Origin of the sequence: Streptomyces liliifuscus (assembly GCF_016598615.1) — a bacterium.
GTDB lineage: Bacteria > Actinomycetota > Actinomycetes > Streptomycetales > Streptomycetaceae > Streptomyces > Streptomyces liliifuscus.
In genome coordinates this window covers 3,622,640-3,639,522 of record NZ_CP066831.1, presented here as the reverse complement: position 1 = coordinate 3,639,522, position 16,883 = coordinate 3,622,640, and the positions used below count along the sequence as shown (strand labels likewise).

The 16,883-nt window shown below is 71.4% G+C and carries 13 protein-coding genes; 9 read left to right on the top strand and 4 right to left on the bottom strand.

From position 1 onward, the window contains the following. Nucleotides 1–30 precede the first annotated feature (30 nt). Together JEQ17_RS15275 and JEQ17_RS15270 are read right to left on the bottom strand one after the other, a co-directional pair. On the bottom strand, nt 31–1,887 hold the full coding sequence (locus tag JEQ17_RS15275; RefSeq protein ID WP_200395772.1) for an ABC transporter ATP-binding protein: 1,857 nt from the start codon (nt 1,885–1,887) through the stop codon (nt 31–33). After that, nucleotides 1,884–3,809, bottom strand: coding sequence for an ABC transporter ATP-binding protein (locus JEQ17_RS15270; RefSeq protein ID WP_200395771.1), 1,926 nt, complete (start codon nt 3,807–3,809; stop codon nt 1,884–1,886). Before JEQ17_RS15270 ends, JEQ17_RS15275 begins: the two co-directional genes overlap by 4 nt. A 249-nt stretch (nt 3,810–4,058) precedes the next feature. Between JEQ17_RS15270 and JEQ17_RS15265 the strand changes: the two genes are divergently transcribed. From JEQ17_RS15265 to JEQ17_RS15250, 4 genes are read left to right on the top strand one after another with little or no spacing between them, the layout of a single operon-like run. Continuing rightward, entirely contained in the window at nt 4,059–5,033 is a 975-nt protein-coding gene (locus tag JEQ17_RS15265) for an ABC transporter ATP-binding protein (protein ID WP_200395770.1), read from the top strand. 59 nt (nt 5,034–5,092) lie between these two features. Further along, nucleotides 5,093–5,839, top strand: coding sequence for an ABC transporter permease (locus tag JEQ17_RS15260; RefSeq protein ID WP_234048725.1), 747 nt, complete (start codon nt 5,093–5,095; stop codon nt 5,837–5,839). 46 nt (nt 5,840–5,885) lie between these two features. Beyond that, a complete protein-coding gene (locus tag JEQ17_RS15255) occupies nt 5,886–7,151 on the top strand; it encodes a sensor histidine kinase (protein WP_200395768.1) in 1,266 nt (421 codons plus the stop codon). Next, nucleotides 7,141–7,821: a response regulator gene (locus tag JEQ17_RS15250; RefSeq protein WP_200395767.1), complete on the top strand. Its 681-nt coding sequence runs from the start codon at nt 7,141–7,143 to the stop codon at nt 7,819–7,821. The genes JEQ17_RS15255 and JEQ17_RS15250 overlap by 11 nt, the downstream gene beginning before the upstream one ends. 162 nt (nt 7,822–7,983) lie before the next feature. Here JEQ17_RS15250 and glgX read toward each other — a convergent pair whose 3' ends face one another. After that, the gene (gene glgX / locus JEQ17_RS15245; RefSeq protein WP_200395766.1) at nt 7,984–10,296 is read right to left on the bottom strand and encodes a glycogen debranching protein GlgX; all 2,313 of its coding nucleotides are present in this window, start codon (nt 10,294–10,296) and stop codon (nt 7,984–7,986) included. Between the two features lie 202 nt (nt 10,297–10,498). Here glgX and JEQ17_RS15240 point away from each other — a divergent pair, with 202 nt between their 5' ends. The 5 genes from JEQ17_RS15240 (at nt 10,499) to JEQ17_RS15220 (ending at nt 15,939) form a co-directional block, all read left to right on the top strand. Then, nucleotides 10,499–11,731, top strand: a complete 1,233-nt coding sequence (locus JEQ17_RS15240) for a L,D-transpeptidase (RefSeq protein WP_200395765.1) — start codon at nt 10,499–10,501, stop codon at nt 11,729–11,731. Between the two features lie 235 nt (nt 11,732–11,966). Further along, the gene (locus JEQ17_RS15235; protein ID WP_200395764.1) at nt 11,967–13,214 is read left to right on the top strand and encodes a L,D-transpeptidase; all 1,248 of its coding nucleotides are present in this window, start codon (nt 11,967–11,969) and stop codon (nt 13,212–13,214) included. Between the two features lie 136 nt (nt 13,215–13,350). Next, a complete protein-coding gene (locus tag JEQ17_RS15230) occupies nt 13,351–14,118 on the top strand; it encodes an enoyl-CoA hydratase/isomerase family protein (RefSeq protein WP_200395763.1) in 768 nt (255 codons plus the stop codon). Nucleotides 14,119–14,343: 225 nt separating this feature from the next. Then, on the top strand, nt 14,344–14,952 hold the full coding sequence (locus JEQ17_RS15225) for an ATP-binding protein (RefSeq protein ID WP_200401497.1): 609 nt from the start codon (nt 14,344–14,346) through the stop codon (nt 14,950–14,952). 333 nt (nt 14,953–15,285) lie between these two features. Further along, complete coding sequence (locus tag JEQ17_RS15220; RefSeq protein WP_200395762.1) at nt 15,286–15,939, top strand: ADP-ribosyltransferase; 654 nt, start codon at nt 15,286–15,288, stop codon at nt 15,937–15,939. Between the two features lie 279 nt (nt 15,940–16,218). On the opposite strand, the gene JEQ17_RS15215 is transcribed toward JEQ17_RS15220, so the two are convergent. Then, nucleotides 16,219–16,857 carry a GNAT family N-acetyltransferase gene (locus tag JEQ17_RS15215; protein WP_200401496.1) on the bottom strand — a complete coding sequence of 213 codons (639 nt, stop codon included), beginning with the start codon at nt 16,855–16,857 and terminating at the stop codon, nt 16,219–16,221. Between the last annotated feature and the right edge of the window lie 26 nt (nt 16,858–16,883).

Sequence of the window (16,883 nt, the reverse complement as noted above, 5' to 3'; positions counted from 1 at the left end):
TCGCCTCCGGGCCGCCAAAGCCCGTGTCCGCTAGACCAGGCTGTCCCGCCACGCCTGGTGCAGATCCGCGAACCTGCCCGTGTCCGCGACGAGTTGGGCGGGGCTGCCGTCCTCGACGATGCGGCCGTGCTCCATGACGAGGACCCGGTCGGCGATCTCGACGGTCGACAGGCGGTGGGCGATGACGACCGCCGTCCGGCCGCGCAGGACCGTGTCCATCGCGCGCTGGACGGCCCGCTCGCCCGGCACGTCCAGCGAGCTGGTGGCCTCGTCCAGGATCAGGACCGCCGGATCGGCGAGCAACGCCCGCGCGAACGCGACGAGTTGACGCTGACCGGCCGAGATACGGCCACCCCTCTTGCGTACGTCCGTGTCGTAGCCGTCCGGCAGGGCGGTGATGAAGTCGTGGGCGCCGATGGCCTTCGCGGCCCGCTCGATGTCCTCGCGGGAGGCGTCGGGGCGGCCGATGGCGATGTTCTCCGCGACCGTGCCCGAGAAGAGGAAGGCCTCCTGCGTCACCATCACCACCCCGCGGCGCAGTTCGGGCACCGAGAGCTCGCGCAGGTCGACGCCGTCGAGCAGGACCCGGCCGTCCGTGGGGTCGTAGAAGCGGGCCAGCAGCTTGGCGAGCGTCGACTTGCCCGCGCCCGTGGAGCCGACCACGGCGACGGTCTGGCCCGCCGGAAGGGTCAGCGAGAAGGACGGGAGCACCTCGCCGCCGGTGCGGTACGCGAAGCGGACGTCGATGAACTCGACCTCGCGGCCCGGGTGTTCGGAGACGAGCTCCGGCAGCGCCCGCGCCCGCGCGGGCTCAGGCACCGAGGGGACCTGGGCCAGCAGTCCCGCGATCTTCTCCAGTGACGCGGCGGCCGACTGGTACGAGTTGAGGAACATGCCGAGCCGGTCTATCGGGTCGTACAGCCGGCGCAGGTACAGCACCGCGGCGGCCAGCACGCCCAGCGCCAGCGAGCCCGACGCCACCCGGTAGGCGCCCCACAGCACGATCCCCGCGACCGCCGTGTTGGCCACGAGCCGGGAGCCGATGACATAGCGGGCCATCTCCAGGATGGCGTCGCCGTTGACACGCTCGTGGCGCCTGTTGAGTACGTGGAAGTCCGCGTCGTTGACGGCCTCGCGGCGGAACGCGCGCACCGGCCGGATGCCGTTCATCGTCTCCGCGAACTTCACGATGACTGCGGCGATGGCGGTCGAGCGGACGCTGTAGATCCGTCCGGCGCGGCGCCGGTAGAGCCGGATGAGCAGGTACAGCGGCACGAACGAGGCCACGGCGACCGAGCCGAGGCCCAGGTCGAGCCAGAGCAGCAGCGCAGAGATGTAGACGAACGACAGGACGACGGTGATGAGTTCCTGGAGGCCCTCGCTGAGCAGTTCGCGCAGGGACTCGACGTCCGTCGTGGAGCGCGAGATGAGCCGGCCCGAGGTGTAGCGCTCGTGGAAGTCGACGCTGAGCGCCTGCGCGTGCCGGAAGATCCTGCCGCGCAGGTCGAGCAGGACGTCCTGGTTGACGCGGGCGGAGGTGAGGACGAAGCCGTACTGGAGCGTGCCGGCCGCCACCGACGCCAGCACGTAGGCGACCGCCACGGCGATCAGCGGACCGTGGTCGTCGCCGCGGAAGGCCGGTACGGCACGGTCGATGGCGTACGCCACGAGGAGCGGGCCCGCCTGCACGGCGGCCTGCTGGAGCAGCAGCAGGACCGCGGCGAGGACGACGCGCGCCTTCATCGGCGCGAGCAGGGAGCGCAGGAGGCCGGCCGTCGCGCGCGGGGGAGCGGGGAGGGAGTCGCGGTCGAAGGGGTCGCCGTCCTTGGGCGGAGGTGTCGGCCGGTCCTCCTCGTCGGTCGGCGCGGTGGTCGTGGGCGCCGTCATCGGTTGTCCCCCTCGCTCGTCGCTGTCGTCGTCGCTGCCGTCGTCTCTGCCGTCCCGGACATCAGCCAGGCGTACTCCGCGCTCGTACGCAGCAGTTCGTGATGCGTGCCGACGGCGGTGATGCGGCCCTCGGAGAGCAGGGCCACCCGGTCGGCGAGCATGACCGTGGACGGGCGGTGGGCCACGACGAGGGCGGTCGTGTCGGCGAGGACGCGGCGCAGGGCCGCCTCGACCAGGGCCTCCGTGTGCACGTCCAGGGCCGACAGGGGGTCGTCCAGGACGAGGAAGCGGGGTCTGCCGACCACGGCCCGCGCCAGGGCGAGGCGTTGGCGCTGTCCGCCGGAGAGGCTGAGGCCCTGCTCGCCGACCTGTGTGTCCGTGTCCTGCGGCAGCGCGTGGACGAAGTCCGCCTGTGCGACGGCCAGGGCACGGTTCAGCTCGGTCTCGCCCGCGTGGGCCTCGGCGCCCATGAGGACGTTCTCGCCGACGCTCGCGGAGAAGAGCGTCGGCTCCTCGAAGGCGACGGCCACGAGTGCGCGCAGCGTTTCCCGGGACATCTCCGTGATGTCCACGCCGTCCAGGGTGATCCGGCCTGACGTGACCTCGTGCAGCCGGGGGACGAGCGCGGTGAGCGTCGTCTTCCCGGTGCCGGTCCCGCCGACGAGGGCCATGGTCTCGCCGGGGCGGATGTGGAGGTCGATGCGGTCGAGCACGGGAGCGGAGCCGGCCGGGGCGTCCGGGTAGCGGAACCGGACGGCGTGAAAACGCAGTCCGCCGGTGGCGGTGGCGGTGGCGGTGGCGGTGGCGACCGTGCCGGTGCCCACGGCCGCGCCCGTCTTCGCCTCCGCCGCTGCGGCCACGGCGTGCCGAGGCGGGACGACCGGGCCGGACTCCGGTTCCGCGTCCATCACCTCGAAGTACCGCTCCGTCGCCGTCGCCGCCTCCTGGCTCATCGCCAGCAGGAAGCCGATCGACTCGATGGGCCAGCGCAGCGCGAGAGCCGTGGACAGGAAGGCGACCAGCGTGCCGGTGGACAGCTCGCCGTCCGCCACCTGCACCGTCCCGAGCACGAGCGCCGCGCCGATGGCGAGTTCGGGCAGGATCGTGATCGCGGCGAAGATCCAGGCGAGCAGACGCGCCTTGGCGAGCTCCGTGCCGCGCAGGGTGCGGGAGAGGTCCCGGAAGGCGAGGGCCTGACTGCGATGGCGTCCGAAGCCCTTGATGATCCGGATGCCGAGCACGCTCTCCTCGACGAGCGTCGTCAGATCACCGACCTGGTCCTGCGCCCGCCGCGCCACCTTCGAGTACCGCTTCTCGAAGAGCCAGCAGACGATCATCACGGGCACGGCGGGCGCGAGCAGCACCAGCCCGAGCGTCCACTCCTGGGCCAGCATGATGATGAAGCCCACCAGAATCGTCACGCCGTTGACCAGCAGGAACGTCAGCGGGAAGGCGAGGAACATCCGCAGCAGCATCAGATCCGTCGTGCCGCGCGACAGCAACTGCCCCGAGGGCCAACGGTCGTGGAACGCCACCGGCAGCCGCTGCAGATGCCGGTACAGATCCGCCCGCATCGACGCCTCGACCCCGGCCAGCGGCCGGGCCACGAGCCACCGCCGCAGCCCGAAGAGCGCCGCCTCGGCGAGCCCGAGCAGCAGCAGATACAGCGCCCCGAGCCACACCCCGCCCGTGTCCCGGTCGGCCACCGGACCGTCCACGATCCACTTCAGAACGAGCGGAATCACCAGCCCCGTGCACGAGGCGAGGACCGCGACGACGGCCGCCGTGAAGAGCCGGGCGCGCACGGGCCGCACGTACGGCCACAGGCGCAGCAGGCTTCTTACGGCGGAACGGCTCCTGGCCGGTCGGGTTTCTCGGGCTTCCTCGGCGGGGGTGTCGGCAGGCGCGGGTGTAGTGGGCATCAACGCGAGCCTACGGATCGGCACTGACAACGCCCACCGAGTTTTGGCCGGTCCCGGATCCGCCGCTGGTCCTACGACCTGCGTGTCCGACGGGTCGTGCGCGCGGGCAGGGCAGGTCGCGCGCGCGGGCGGGGCACGTCGTGCGCGCGAGGGCGGCCGGGTCGTACGGCGGCATCAACCGATCGGTTGATGCGCCTTCGAGCGCGACGGCCGATGTGGCGGACCCCGCCGCGGCGGGACTCTCGGAGCATGGCATCCACACCCGTGATCGAAGTCAGCGATCTGCGCAAGTCCTACGGCGGCAGGCCCGCCGTCGACCGCGTCTCCTTCACGGTCGAGGAGGGCGAGATCTTCGGCGTCCTCGGCCCGAACGGCGCGGGCAAGACCACCACCGTCGAGTGCGTCGAGGGCCTGCGCGTACCCGACGCGGGCCGTGTCCGGGTGACCGGCCTCGACCCCGTCACCGAACACGCGGCCACCCGCCGAGTGCTCGGCGCGCAGCTCCAGGAGAGCGAGCTGCAGGCCAAACTCACCGTCCGAGAGGCCCTGGAGCTGTACGCCGCCTTCTACACCCGCCCGCTCGACTGGCGGCCCCTCGCCGAACGCCTCGGCCTCACCGACAAGCTCACCACCCGCTTCGCCAAGCTCTCCGGCGGCCAGAAGCAGCGCCTGTTCATCGCGCTCGCCCTCATCGGCAACCCCCGGATCGTCGTCCTCGACGAGCTGACCACCGGCCTCGATCCACGGGCCCGCCGCGACACCTGGGAGCTCATCGAGGACATCCGCGCGAACGGCGTCACCGTCCTGCTCGTCACGCACTTCATGGAGGAGGCGCAACGGCTCTGCGACCGGATCGCCGTGATCGACAAGGGCCGGGTGGCCGCGCTCGACACCCCGGCCGGTCTGATCCGCCGCTCGGCGGGCGCCACCGTCATCAGCTTCACCCCGTCCACCCGGCTGGACGACAGTGACCTGAACGCGCTCCCCGCGCTCGCCTCGGTCGAGTACAAGGACGGCCGCGTCACCCTGTCCGGCACCGACGAGACCGTCAACGCCGTCATCACCCTCCTCGCCCGCACCCACGTCACGGCCCACCAACTCCGCGTCACCGACGCCACGCTTGACGACGCGTTCCTCGACCTCACGAAGGACGCCACCGACGACACCACCAAGGACGGCGCCAACGGCGACACCGACGACGCCACGAAGGAGGCAGCGGCATGAGTACGGCCCTCGGCAACACCGCCCCTGGCGACACCGCCCTCGGAAAGACGGCCCTCGGAATGACGGCCCTCGTCAACCCCGCCGTACTGAAGAGCGAGGTCCGCCTCTTCCGCAGGGAACCCGGCAGTCTCTTCTGGATCCTCGGGTTCCCGACCCTGCTGCTGGTGATCCTCGGCTCGATCCCCGCCTTCCGGGACGCCGACCCGGACTTCGGCGGGCTGCGCCCGGTCGACGCCTACGTCCCGGTGAGCGTGCTGCTCGGCCTGACCGTCGGCGGTCTGCAGGCGATGCCGCAGACCCTCACCGGCTACCGCGAGCGCGGCATCCTGCGCCGGATGTCCACCACCCCGGTCCGGCCCGCCGCCCTGCTGTCCGCGCAGATGCTGCTGTACGGCGGGGCCGCCCTGGTGTCGTCCCTGCTGGCCCTCGCGGTCGGCCGCCTCGCCTTCGACGTACGACTGCCCGAGCAGCCCTTCGGATACGCGCTGGCGCTGGTCCTGGCCGTCCTTGCGGCCCTCGCCCTGGGTGCGGTGATCTCGGCGCTGTCCCGGACGACGAAGATCGCGGGCGCCATCGGGTCCGCCGTGTTCTTCCCGGCGATGTTCTGCGCGGGTGTGTGGATGCCGGTGCAGACCATGCCCGACGTACTGGCCCGGGTCGTCGGCTTCACCCCGTTCGGCGCCGCGGCCGAGGCCCTGAACCAGGCGGCGGCGGGCGACTGGCCCGGCTGGGACCACCTGGGCGTGCTCGTGGCCTGGACCGTGCTGCTGACGGCGGCGGCGTCCCGCTGGTTCCGGTGGGAGTAGGCGAGTGGTTCCGGTGGGAGTGGGCGACCGAGTGCAGACTGGGTGCATGACCGCGGCGGACACACAGCTCGACCGGCGCATGGAGCAGCTGCACACCTGGGGGCCGTACGGGCTGCTCGGCATCAGCGCCGTCCTCGCGGTCGTCGCCGCCGACCTGATGGACGGCCCCGCGGAGTGGCAGGCCGCCGGGGCCCTGGTCGCCGCCGGGCTCGCGCTCCAGTTCTGGTGGCAGGGCACCCGCTCCCGCCGGGCGAACCGCGGCAGGACCCCGTCCCGGGCCGGGACGGCGTACTACGTCGTCCGCTGGGCGATCGCCTTCGCGCTCACCTGGCTCAACCCGTTCTTCGCGTTCTACGCGGCCACCGGTTACATGGACGCCGACGAGCTGATCCCGGGCTTGTGGCGGCGGCTCGGGCTGTTCGCCAGCGCGGTCACCGTGGCCAGTGCGCAGGCCGGTGGGCTGCCGTTCAGGAGCGGGGCCCAGTGGGCAGCGTTCGCCGCGCTCCTCGTCGCCAACTTCGGCCTCCAGGCACTCGTCGCCCATGTCACCGAGCAGGAGGAGCAGCGCTCCCGCGAGCGGGCCGGGACCATCGCCGAGCTCGAACGCACCAACACCGCCCTGCAACAGGCCCTCGACGAGAACGCCGCCCTGCACGCCCAACTCCTCGTCCAGGCGAGGGAGGCCGGGGTCGCCGACGAACGCCGGCGCCTCGCCGCCGAGATCCACGACACCATCGCCCAGGGCCTGACCGGCATCATCGCCCAGCTCCAGGTCGTCGGGAGCGCCCCCGATCTGACCACCGCCCGCACCCATCTCGACCGCGCCTCCGCCCTCGCGCGCCACAGCCTCGGCGAGGCCCGCCGCTCCGTGCAGAACCTCGCCCCCGTGGCCCTGGAGAACGACGGACTGCCCGAGGCCCTGAAGAAGACGGTCGCCGAATGGGGCGAACGGACGGGCGTACGCGCCGAGTTCACCGTCACCGGCACCGCCGAGCAGCTCCACGAGGAGATCTCGGCGACCCTCCTGCGCATCGCCCAGGAAGCCCTGTCCAACGCCTCCCGGCACGCCCACGCCACCCGCCTCGGCCTCACCCTGACCTTCCTCGGCGACGAGGTGATCCTGGACATCCGCGACGACGGCCGCGGCTTCGACCCGCTCGCCGTCCCCGCTCGCTCCACCGCCGCCGGCTTCGGCCTCGACGGCATGCGCGCCCGCGCCGAACGCGTCACGGGCTCCCTCACGGTCGAGTCCGAGCCGGGCCACGGCACGGCCCTCTCCGCTCGCGTACCGTTGCTACGCCATGACAGATGACGCGACAGACGACGGCACGGAAGAGCGCACGCGTGAGGGGACGATCTCCCTCCTCGTAGTGGACGACCATCCCGTCGTACGGGACGGTCTGCGCGGCATGTTCGAGTCCGAGCCCGGATTCCGCGTACTGGGCGAGGCGTCGAACGGCGTCGAGGCGGTCGAGAAGGCCGCCGCGCTCGACCCCGACGTGATCCTGATGGACCTGCGCATGCCGGGCGGCGGCGGGGTCGAGGCGATCGCGCACCTCACCCGCGCGGGCGCCCGCGCCAAGGTCCTCGTCCTGACGACGTACGACACCGACTCCGACACGATCCCCGCGATCGAGGCGGGCGCGACGGGGTACCTCCTCAAGGACGCGCCCCGCGACGAGCTGTTCACCGCCGTGCGGGCGGCCGCCCAGGGCCGTACGGTCCTCTCCCCGGCCGTGGCCTCCCGGCTGGTCTCCGCGGTCCGCACGCCCAGGGCCCCCGGCAACGAGCCGCTCTCCGCCCGCGAACGCGAGGTCCTCGCCCTGGTCGCCAAAGGCACCTCGAACCGCGAGATCGCCCGCGAACTCTTCATCAGCGAGGCGACCGTGAAGACCCACCTGACCCACCTCTACACCAAGTTGGGCGTCAAGGACCGAGCGGCGGCGGTGGCGGTGGCGTACGAGCGGGGAATCCTGGGCTGATCCGGTCGGGTGCGGGTGCGTTGTGGCTGGTAGCGCAGTTCCCCGCGCCCCTTAAAGGGGCGCGGGGAACTGCGCAGTCTTTTGGTCTTTTTGGGGGTTCGGGGGCGGAGCCCCTGAGTAAGGGACGGGAATGGGTAGGGGCGGCGGGGGCGAAAAAAGGCCCTACCCCGCCACCCGCAGCAACAGAACAGCCCGCGCCGGCACGGTGATCGCCGCCCCCGCCCGGTGCACCACCCCCGGCGGAGCCACCTGCTCCTCCCGCGACGTGTCGACGACAACCTCGTACGCCTCGGCCCACGGCGGCCCCGGCAGGACGAAGCCCGCGGGCCGGTCCCCCGCGTGCAGCACGGCCAGGAAGCTGTCGTCCGTCACCGGCACACCCCGCGCGTCCCGGCCGGGAATGTCCCGCCCGGACAGATACATGCCGAGCGTCGCCGCGGGCGCGTACCAGTCCCGTTCCGTCATCTCCGCGCCCCGGGCCGTGAACCACGCCAGGTCGCGCAGCCCGTCGGCCGAGTGGGCGCGGCCGGAGAAGAAGGCCCGCCGCCGCAGCACGGGATGGGCGTGGCGGAGGGCGATCAGACGGGCGGTCAGGTCGAAGAGGGCCCGCCAGTCGGGGTCGTCGAGCAGGGTCCAGTCGATCCAGCTGATCTCGTTGTCCTGGCAGTACGCGTTGTTGTTGCCCCCCTGGGTCCGCCCGAGCTCGTCCCCCGCGACCAGCATCGGCACGCCCGTGGACAGCAGCAGGGTGGTGACCAGGTTGCGCAGCTGACGGCGCCGCAGGCCCCGTACACGGGCGTCCTCCGTCTCGCCCTCCGTGCCGCAGTTCCAGGCGCGGTTGTCGTCGGTGCCGTCCCGGTTGCCCTCGCCGTTGGCCTCGTTGTGCTTGCGCTCGTACGACACCAGGTCCCGCAGGGTGAAGCCGTCGTGGGCCGTCACGAAGTTCACCGAGGCGTAGGGCCGCCGCCCGCCCCACGCGTACAGGTCGCTCGACCCCGACAGCCGGTAGCCGAGATCCCGTACGTCCGGCAGCGCGCCCCGCCAGAAGTCCCGTACGGCGTTGCGGTAGCGGTCGTTCCACTCGGTCCACAGGGGAGGGAAGGCGCCCACCTGGTAGCCGCCCGAGCCGACATCCCATGGTTCCGCGATCAGCTTCACCCTTCGCAGCACCGGGTCCTGCGCGATCACCGCCAGGAACGGGGACAGCATGTCGACGTCGTGCATGGAACGGGCCAGCGCCGCCGCCAGGTCGAACCGGAAGCCGTCCACCCCCATCTCCGTCACCCAGTAGCGCAGCGAGTCCGTGATCAGGCGCAGCACATGCGGCTGTACGACGTGCAGGGTGTTGCCGCAGCCCGTGTAGTCCGTGTACCGCCGGGCGTCGCTCTGCAGCCGGTAGTAGCCGCGGTTGTCGATGCCGCGCAGCGACAGCGTCGGGCCCAGCTCGCCCGCCTCCGCCGTGTGGTTGTAGACCACGTCGAGGATGACCTCGATACCGGCGGCGTGCAGCGCGCGCACCATGCTCTTGAACTCGCCGACCTGCTGGCCGGTCGTCCCCGAGGCCGCGTACCCGGCGTGCGGCGCGAAGTAGCCGATCGAGTTGTAGCCCCAGTAGTTCTTCATGCCCCGGCGCAGCAGATGGTCCTCGTGCGCGAACTGGTGCACCGGCAGTAGCTCAACCGCCGTCACACCCAGCTTCACCAGGTGCTCGATCGCCGCCGGGTGCGCCAGCCCCGCGTACGTGCCCCGCAGTTCCTCCGGGATGTCCGGGTGCAGCTTCGTGAAGCCGCGCACATGCAGCTCGTAGATGACCGAGTCCGCCCAGGGCGTCTTCGGGCGGCGGTCGTCCGTCCACTCGTCGTCCGGCGCGTCGTCGTGGACGACGACCCCCTTGGGGACGTACGCGGCGGAGTCCCGGTCGTCGCGCACGGTGTCCGCGACCTGCTGCTGGGGCCAGTCGCGCACATGCCCGTACACCTCCGGCGGCAGCGTGAAGTCGCCGTCCACGGCACGGGCGTACGGATCGAGGAGCAGCTTCGCGGGGTTCCAGCGGGCGCCGGTCCACGGGTCCCAGCGGCCATGCACCCGGAAGCCGTACCGCTGCCCGGGCCGTACGCCGGGCACGAAGCCGTGCCAGATCTCGTGGGTCAGCTCGGTGAGGGGCACCCGGATCTCGGTGCTCGCGCCGTCCGTGCCGCCCGCGTCTCCCGAGGCGGCTCCGGAGCCGCCGTCGTAGTCGAAGAGGCACAGCTCGACGGACTCCGCACCGCCCGCCCACAGCGCGAAGTTGGTGCCCGAGACGCCGTCGGGCCCGGTCCTGAAGCGCGCCCCGAGCGGGGTCGGCGCACCGGGCCACACGGGGACGGCCGGCGCGACGCGCGGACTGCCGTTCAGCACGGGGGCGGGCTGCGCGGGCAGCCCGGCGCCCGGGGCGCGCCCCTCCTGCACTGCCTCCTGCTCGGCTGCGCTCGACACCTCACGGCCTCCTGCGGCTCGATGGGAGCGACGCGCGGAGATGCCCATGGCGTCCCGGCCACGGCTCCCCGTCGCGTCGTCCTTCCCACTGTTCTGCCCAGCGCCGGGCTCGCACTCACGTTTCCCCAGGAGAGGGCTCACCGGCCTCGGGCGGATGAGGCGTCCCCCACTTCCCCGGGGCCGGTTGGTCGTTGGGCCCCACGTGATGCACGCACAGACGCGCGCGGCGCGCGCAGGGGCCGCGCTGGCCGCCGTACTGACATGGGCCGGGCTGCTGGCCGGAGCCGCGGGATGCACCTCGCACGGCGTGGACAAGGTGCTCGGCAAGCCCCGTTCGCCCGAGACCACGATCCGTGTCTCGCCGGACGACGGCAGCAAGGCCGTACGCCCCGAGGAGAGCCTGCGGGTACGGGTGCCGGCCGGGCGCCTGGAGTCGGTGAAGGTCGTCAGGTCCCAGGACGCTCAGGACTTCCCGGTGCCGGGCCGGATCGCCGAGGACGGCATGACCTGGCGCCCCGACGACCCCAAACTCGCCCTGGCCGCCAAGTACTCGGTCGACGCGGTCGCGCTCGACGGCCACGGCCGGCGGGTGGCCCGGCACGCGACGTTCACGACGTTCGTCCCCGACGAGCGCTTCATCGGATACGTGATGCCCGAGAACCGCTCCACGGTCGGCACCGGGATGATCGTTTCGCTGGACTTCAACCGTGTGATCGAGAACCGCGCGGCGGTCGAGCGCGCCGTCCGGGTGACCTCCGTGCCGGAGGTGGAGATCGCCCCGCACTGGTTCGGCGACAAGCGCCTGGACTTCCGGCCCGAGGAGTACTGGAAGCCGGGCACCGAGGTCACCGTCGCCCTGCGGCTGCGCGACGTCGAGGCGGCCCCGGGCGTGTACGGGCTGCAGTACAAGACCTTCTCGTTCACGGTCGGCCGCAGCCAGGTCAGCCTCGTCGACGCCGCCGCCCACACCATGGAGGTCCGCCGCGACGGCGAGGTCCTCTCCACTGTGCCGATCACCGCGGGCGCCCCCAAGAGCACGACGTACAACGGGAAGATGGTGATCACGGAGATGCTTGAGGTGACCCGGATGAACGGCGCGACGGTCGGCTTCACCGACGCCGACGGCAAGGGCGAGTACGACATCCCCGACGTGCCGCACGCGCTGCGCCTCACCACCTCCGGGACCTTCCTGCACGGCAACTACTGGGCGCAGGGCGTCTTCGGCACCGCCAATGTCAGCCACGGCTGCGTGGGCCTGCGCGATGTGAAGGGCGGCAGCTCCGCGACCCCGGCGGGCTGGTTCTTCGACCGCAGCCTCATCGGTGACGTCGTGGAAGTCGTCAACAGCAATGACAAGAAGGTCGCTCCTGACAACGGCCTCGGCGGGTGGAACATGGGTTGGAAGGCCTGGAAAGCGGGCTCCGCGGTGAAGTAGCCGGACATAGGGGTACGGACAAGACGTACGCCCTTGGTGCCGCGGGCTGTTGAAGTTGGGACGGAACAGTGACAATCCCAGGAGACCAACGCTCCTGGCGGTGTGATTAATTAGCGCGATACACGCGTGGGACGCGGCTGTGAGCTGCGGGCTCCCGCCATGGGCCCAGGCGTCACGGGGCGACCATCGATGGGCAGTGCGGGCCTTGATCAGGCCGTGCGAGGGGAGAACGAACTTGAACGGGCGACCGATATCGGGGGCGTCGGTTGGCGCGCGGACACGGCGTGGAAAGGGGGCTCTGGCGCTCGCGCTGGGGACCCTGATGCTCGTCGTGACCGCCTGCGGCGGGGGAGGGGACTCGGATTCCGGGTCCGGCTCGGGGAAGGGCGGGGACAAGGACTCCGGCCAGGCGGACACCAAGGTCTCGCAGGCGGTCGTGACCGTGGCCCCGAAGGACGGCGCCGACGGAGTGAAGACCAGCGGCGCGCTCAAGGTGACCGCCGCCAAGGGCAAGCTGACCGAGGTCGAGGTCGAGGACACCAAGGGCAACCCGGTCGAGGGGAAGATCACCGACGGGGGCACGACCTGGACGCCCGCCACGCACCTCGCGGCGTCCACCAAGTACAAGGTCCACGCGGTGGCCAAGGACTCCGAGGGCCGTGAGGCGGCGGAGGAGTCGGCGTTCACCACGCTGACCCCGAAGAACACGTTCGTCGGCATCTTCACGCCGGAGGACGGCTCGAAGGTCGGCGTCGGGATGTCCTTCTCGGTCAACTTCACGCGGGGGATCACACACCCCGAGGACGTCGAGAAGGCGATAGACATCAAGACCGAGCCGGCGGTCGACGTCGAGGGCCACTGGTTCGGCAACGACCGCCTCGACTTCCGCCCGGAGAAGTACTGGAAGCCCGGTACGAAGGTCACCGTGAAGCTCAACCTCGACGGCGTCGAGGGCAGGCCCGGTGTCTACGGCGAGCAGGCCAAGACCGTGAAGTTCACGATAGGCCGCAGCCAGGTCTCCACCGTCGACGTCAAGACCAAGAAGATGACCGTCAAGCGCGACGGCAAGGTCATCAAGACCATCCCGGTCACGACGGGCAAGCCCGGCTACGAGACCTGGAACGGCCAGATGGTCATCACCGAGCGCCTCCGGGTGACCCGGATGAACGGCGAGACCGTCGGGTACGGCGGCGAGTACGACATCAAGGACGTGCCGGACGCGATGCGTCTGACCACGTCGGGCACCTTCATCCACGGCAACTACTGGGGCGGCGACGCCTTCGGCAACTACAACGCCAGCCACGGCTGCATCGGCCTGCGCGACCAGCGCGGCGGCGGCGACCGCGGCGCGCCGGCCGCGTGGTTCTTCGACCGCTCCATCGTCGGTGACGTGGTGGTCGTGAAGAACTCCAACGACCGCGTCGTGGCCCCGGACAACGGGCTCAACGGCTGGAACATGTCGTGGGAGAAGTGGAAGGCGTGACGGACCGGGCGCGGGGGTGGCACTGACCGCGCTTCTCCCGGCCCGCCCTGTCGCGGCTCGTACGGCCCCGGTGTGCTGCTCCTCTGTGACGCAGCACACCGGGGCCGTCGCCGTTAGCCCCCGTTAACCTGCCTTCATGACTGTGCATCTCGAAGTCGCCGAAGGTGTCGGCACGATCCGTCTCGACCGCCCGCCCATGAACGCGCTGGACGTCGCCACGCAGGACCGTCTCAAGGAGCTCGCCGAGGAGGCCGCGCGCCGCGAGGACGTGCGCGCGGTGATCCTCTACGGCGGCGAGAAGGTGTTCGCGGCGGGCGCGGACATCAAGGAGATGCAGGCCATGGACCATACGGCGATGGTCGTACGCTCCCGTGCCCTGCAGGACTCCTTCACCGCCGTGACCCGCATCCCCAAGCCGGTCGTCGCCGCGGTCACGGGTTACGCGCTGGGCGGGGGCTGCGAGTTGGCGCTCTGCGCCGACTTCCGCATCGCCGCGGAGAACGCCAAGCTGGGCCAGCCGGAGATCCTGCTCGGGCTGATCCCGGGCGCGGGCGGCACCCAGCGCCTGTCCCGTCTGATCGGCCCCTCCAAGGCCAAGGACCTCATCTTCACCGGCCGCATGGTCAAGGCCGACGAGGCCCTGTCCCTCGGCCTGGTGGACCGGGTCGTACCGGCCGACGAGGTGTACGCCGAGGCGCACGCGTGGGCCGCGAAACTGGCGCAGGGCCCGGCGCTCGCGCTGCGCGCCGCCAAGGAGTCCATCGACGCGGGTCTGGAGACGGACATCGAGACCGGGCTCGCGATCGAACGCAACTGGTTCGCGGGGCTGTTCGCCACCGAGGACCGGGAGCGGGGGATGAAGAGCTTCGTGGAGGAGGGCCCGGGCAAGGCCAAGTTCCTCTGACGTCCGTTGCGAGGGCCGGTGGCAAGGGGTCGCGGGTGACTTGAAAGTCACCCGCCGAATTCCGCTGATCCACTTGCAGTTGACGCGATGTCTTACCCGCGTCCCTCGAAGGGGCGGTTTATCCGAGCCTTAAGGCAACCTTAAGGCTTCCTTGTCGGGTGCGGCGGGCGATTGCCCCGAACGAGGCTGTTATCGCAGGCCAGATGGGCTGCGGTCGCGCCCGAACTGCCGCTGGCATATGCCGATCGAATCGCGCGGAATGGGGGGTTCCGGGGGGCGTATTCCTCCGGAACGCCCCCAACGAGGCCTCTGGGCGGCCATGATGGGGGCATGGCGGGGCTGGAGGGTATCGAACAGCCGCGGCGGCACGGGAGTGCGACCGCGGCGCGCTGGTCGCCCGCGGTCGAGGACGAACACGCGCTCAAGGCGCTGGAGTTGTTCGGCAATCCGACCGAGGGGGAGGTGCCGTTGCCCTCCCGGCCCGAGTCCGCGGCCGCCGCGCGTCGGCTGACCCAGGTCGTGGTTCTGCGTCACTGGGGGCTCTCGCCGAAGATGACCGAGGACGCGGTCCTACTCGTTTCGGAGTTGGTGGGCAATGCCGTGCGGCATACGGGGGCGCGGGTGTTCGGGCTCCGTATGCGGCGCCGCCGGGGGTGGATCCGGGTCGAGGTGCGGGACCCGTCCCGTGGTCTCCCCTGCCTCATGCCGGTCCAGGAAATGGACGTGAGCGGCCGAGGCCTCTTCCTCGTCGACAAACTCTCCGACCGCTGGGGCGTCGACCTCTTGCCCCGCGGCAAAACAACCTGGTTCGAAATGAGGGTGGCGGACCGCTAGGTTTTCTCGCCCCCGCCGCCCCTACCCATTCCCGTCCCTTTCGGGGGCCGGCCCCCGAACCCCCGCTCCTCAAACGCCGGAGAGGCTGAAATACCCAGGGGCGCGGGGAACTGCGCAGTCTTTTGGGGGTTCGGGGGCGGAGCCCCTGAGTAAGTGACGGGAATGGGTAGGGGCGGCGGGGGCGAGATCCGCGCGTCAGCGACCCGCCCCACCCCTCCGGCGGAGCCGATCGCCACCTTTCACCACAGGGCCGAGGCAACGCCCCGCTACGGCACGCCGCCGTACGAGTGAAGATCCACGGCCCGCACCCGCAGAACCGAGATCGTGCTCTCCATGATCACAACTCGCCTGCGGCGGCGGGCCGCTGCCGTCGTCCTGTCCCTGACGGCCGTCCTCGCAACGTCCGCCGCGACGCTCCCGGCCCCGGCTCCCGCTCTCGCCCCGGCTCCCGCCTCCGGTCCCGCTCCCGCAAAGGCACCCTTCGCCGCGAAGGCCGCCGCCCCCACCTGTCCCCAGTTCGCCGACCCCGTCCACGCCGCCGCGGACCGCCGCGTGGACGTCGACCGCATCACGCCCGAGCCTGTCTGGCGCAAGACCTGCGGCACGCTCTACCGCAGCGACGGCCGCGGCCCCTCGGTCGTCTTCGAGCAGGGCCTCCACCCCAAGGACGTCATCAACGGCCAGTACGACATCGAGCAGTACGTCCTGGTCAACCAGCCCTCCCCGTACGTCTCCACGACGTACGACCACGACCTCTACAAGACCTGGTGGAAGAGCGGCTACAACTACTACATCGACGCCCCCGGCGGTGTGGACGTCAACAAGACCATCGGCGACACCCACAAGTGGGCCGACCAGGTCGAGGTCGCCTTCCCCGGCGGTATCGAGCGGAAGTACATCATCGGCGTCTGTCCGGTCGACAAGAAGACCAAGACCGAGATCATGAGCGACTGCGAGAGCAACCCGCACTACGAGCCCTGGCACTGAACTCCTGCCCCTGGCACTGAACCCCTGCACCGAGCCCGGCGCTGATCCCTGGCACTGAGCCCCGGCCTCCGCCCCGACGTCCGAAACAGGCCCGCGGCTCCCGCCTAGGGCCTGTCTGACAATTCCTGCCTGCCTCGCGACGCCATGCATGCACTCTCGCCGCACCGGGCGTAGACCCGAGTACGTCCAGTACGCGGATCTACGCCCGGCGCGCCGAGAGTACGCACCTGACGCCGCGAGGCCGCCCTCCGGGCGACGACGGGAATTGTCAGACAGGCCCTAGCGGGCGACGAGCAGTGCCTCCGCCCCGACCGGGCGGAACCCGGCCGCCTGGAAGGCCCGTACGCTGCGGGCGTTCCCGGCGGCCTGCTGCGCCCAGACCGGCTCGCCCCCGCCCAGATGTCGCGCCGCCACCGCGAGCGCGCGCCCCAGCCCCCGGTGCCGTACCTCCTCGGCGACCTCGATCGCGGCCTCCAGCCGTCCCGCGACCCCACGCCCCAGGACGAGTACGCCTCCGTCGGCGGCCCACACCCGCACGTCGTCCCGCCGCTTGCGGGCCCGGGCGACCCGGGGATGGCCGGGATCGTCGAGTTCCGTCAGCCTCAGCGGCGGCGGGCCGGACAGCGGCGCGGCGACCGTCAGCAGGTCGATGGTGTCCGTCGTACGCCCCGTACGCTCCATGAACGCCGCCAGGAAGCGCGGGTTCATGGTCGCTGCGAGCGGATCGCAGTCGGCCCCGGCCAGCGTTTCGCGAACCCAGCCCTCCCCCTCGTCGGTGAAGACGACGGAGTGCGCGGTGAAGGCGATGACCCCGGCGTCCCGGTGGGCGTGCTGCGGCACGACCGTCGTACCACCGTCGGGCGGCGGAAAGACTCCGCGCGCCGCCGCGTCGAGAATGTCCCGCAGAGTGCCGGCCACCACGCCGCCCCTTCCCTCGCCCGTCA

Bases quoted from the DNA above. Each gene is read 5' to 3' on its own strand.
- JEQ17_RS15275 (WP_200395772.1), bottom strand. From the start codon at position 1,887: ATGACGGCGCCCACGACCACCGCGCCGACCGACGAGGAGGACCGGCCG.
- JEQ17_RS15270 (WP_200395771.1), bottom strand. From the start codon at position 3,809: ATGCCCACTACACCCGCGCCTGCCGACACCCCCGCCGAGGAAGCCCGA.
- JEQ17_RS15265 (WP_200395770.1), top strand. From the start codon at position 4,059: ATGGCATCCACACCCGTGATCGAAGTCAGCGATCTGCGCAAGTCCTAC.
- JEQ17_RS15260 (WP_234048725.1), top strand. From the start codon at position 5,093: ATGACGGCCCTCGTCAACCCCGCCGTACTGAAGAGCGAGGTCCGCCTC.
- JEQ17_RS15255 (WP_200395768.1), top strand. From the start codon at position 5,886: ATGACCGCGGCGGACACACAGCTCGACCGGCGCATGGAGCAGCTGCAC.
- JEQ17_RS15250 (WP_200395767.1), top strand. From the start codon at position 7,141: ATGACAGATGACGCGACAGACGACGGCACGGAAGAGCGCACGCGTGAG.
- JEQ17_RS15230 (WP_200395763.1), top strand. From the start codon at position 13,351: ATGACTGTGCATCTCGAAGTCGCCGAAGGTGTCGGCACGATCCGTCTC.
- JEQ17_RS15220 (WP_200395762.1), top strand. From the start codon at position 15,286: ATGATCACAACTCGCCTGCGGCGGCGGGCCGCTGCCGTCGTCCTGTCC.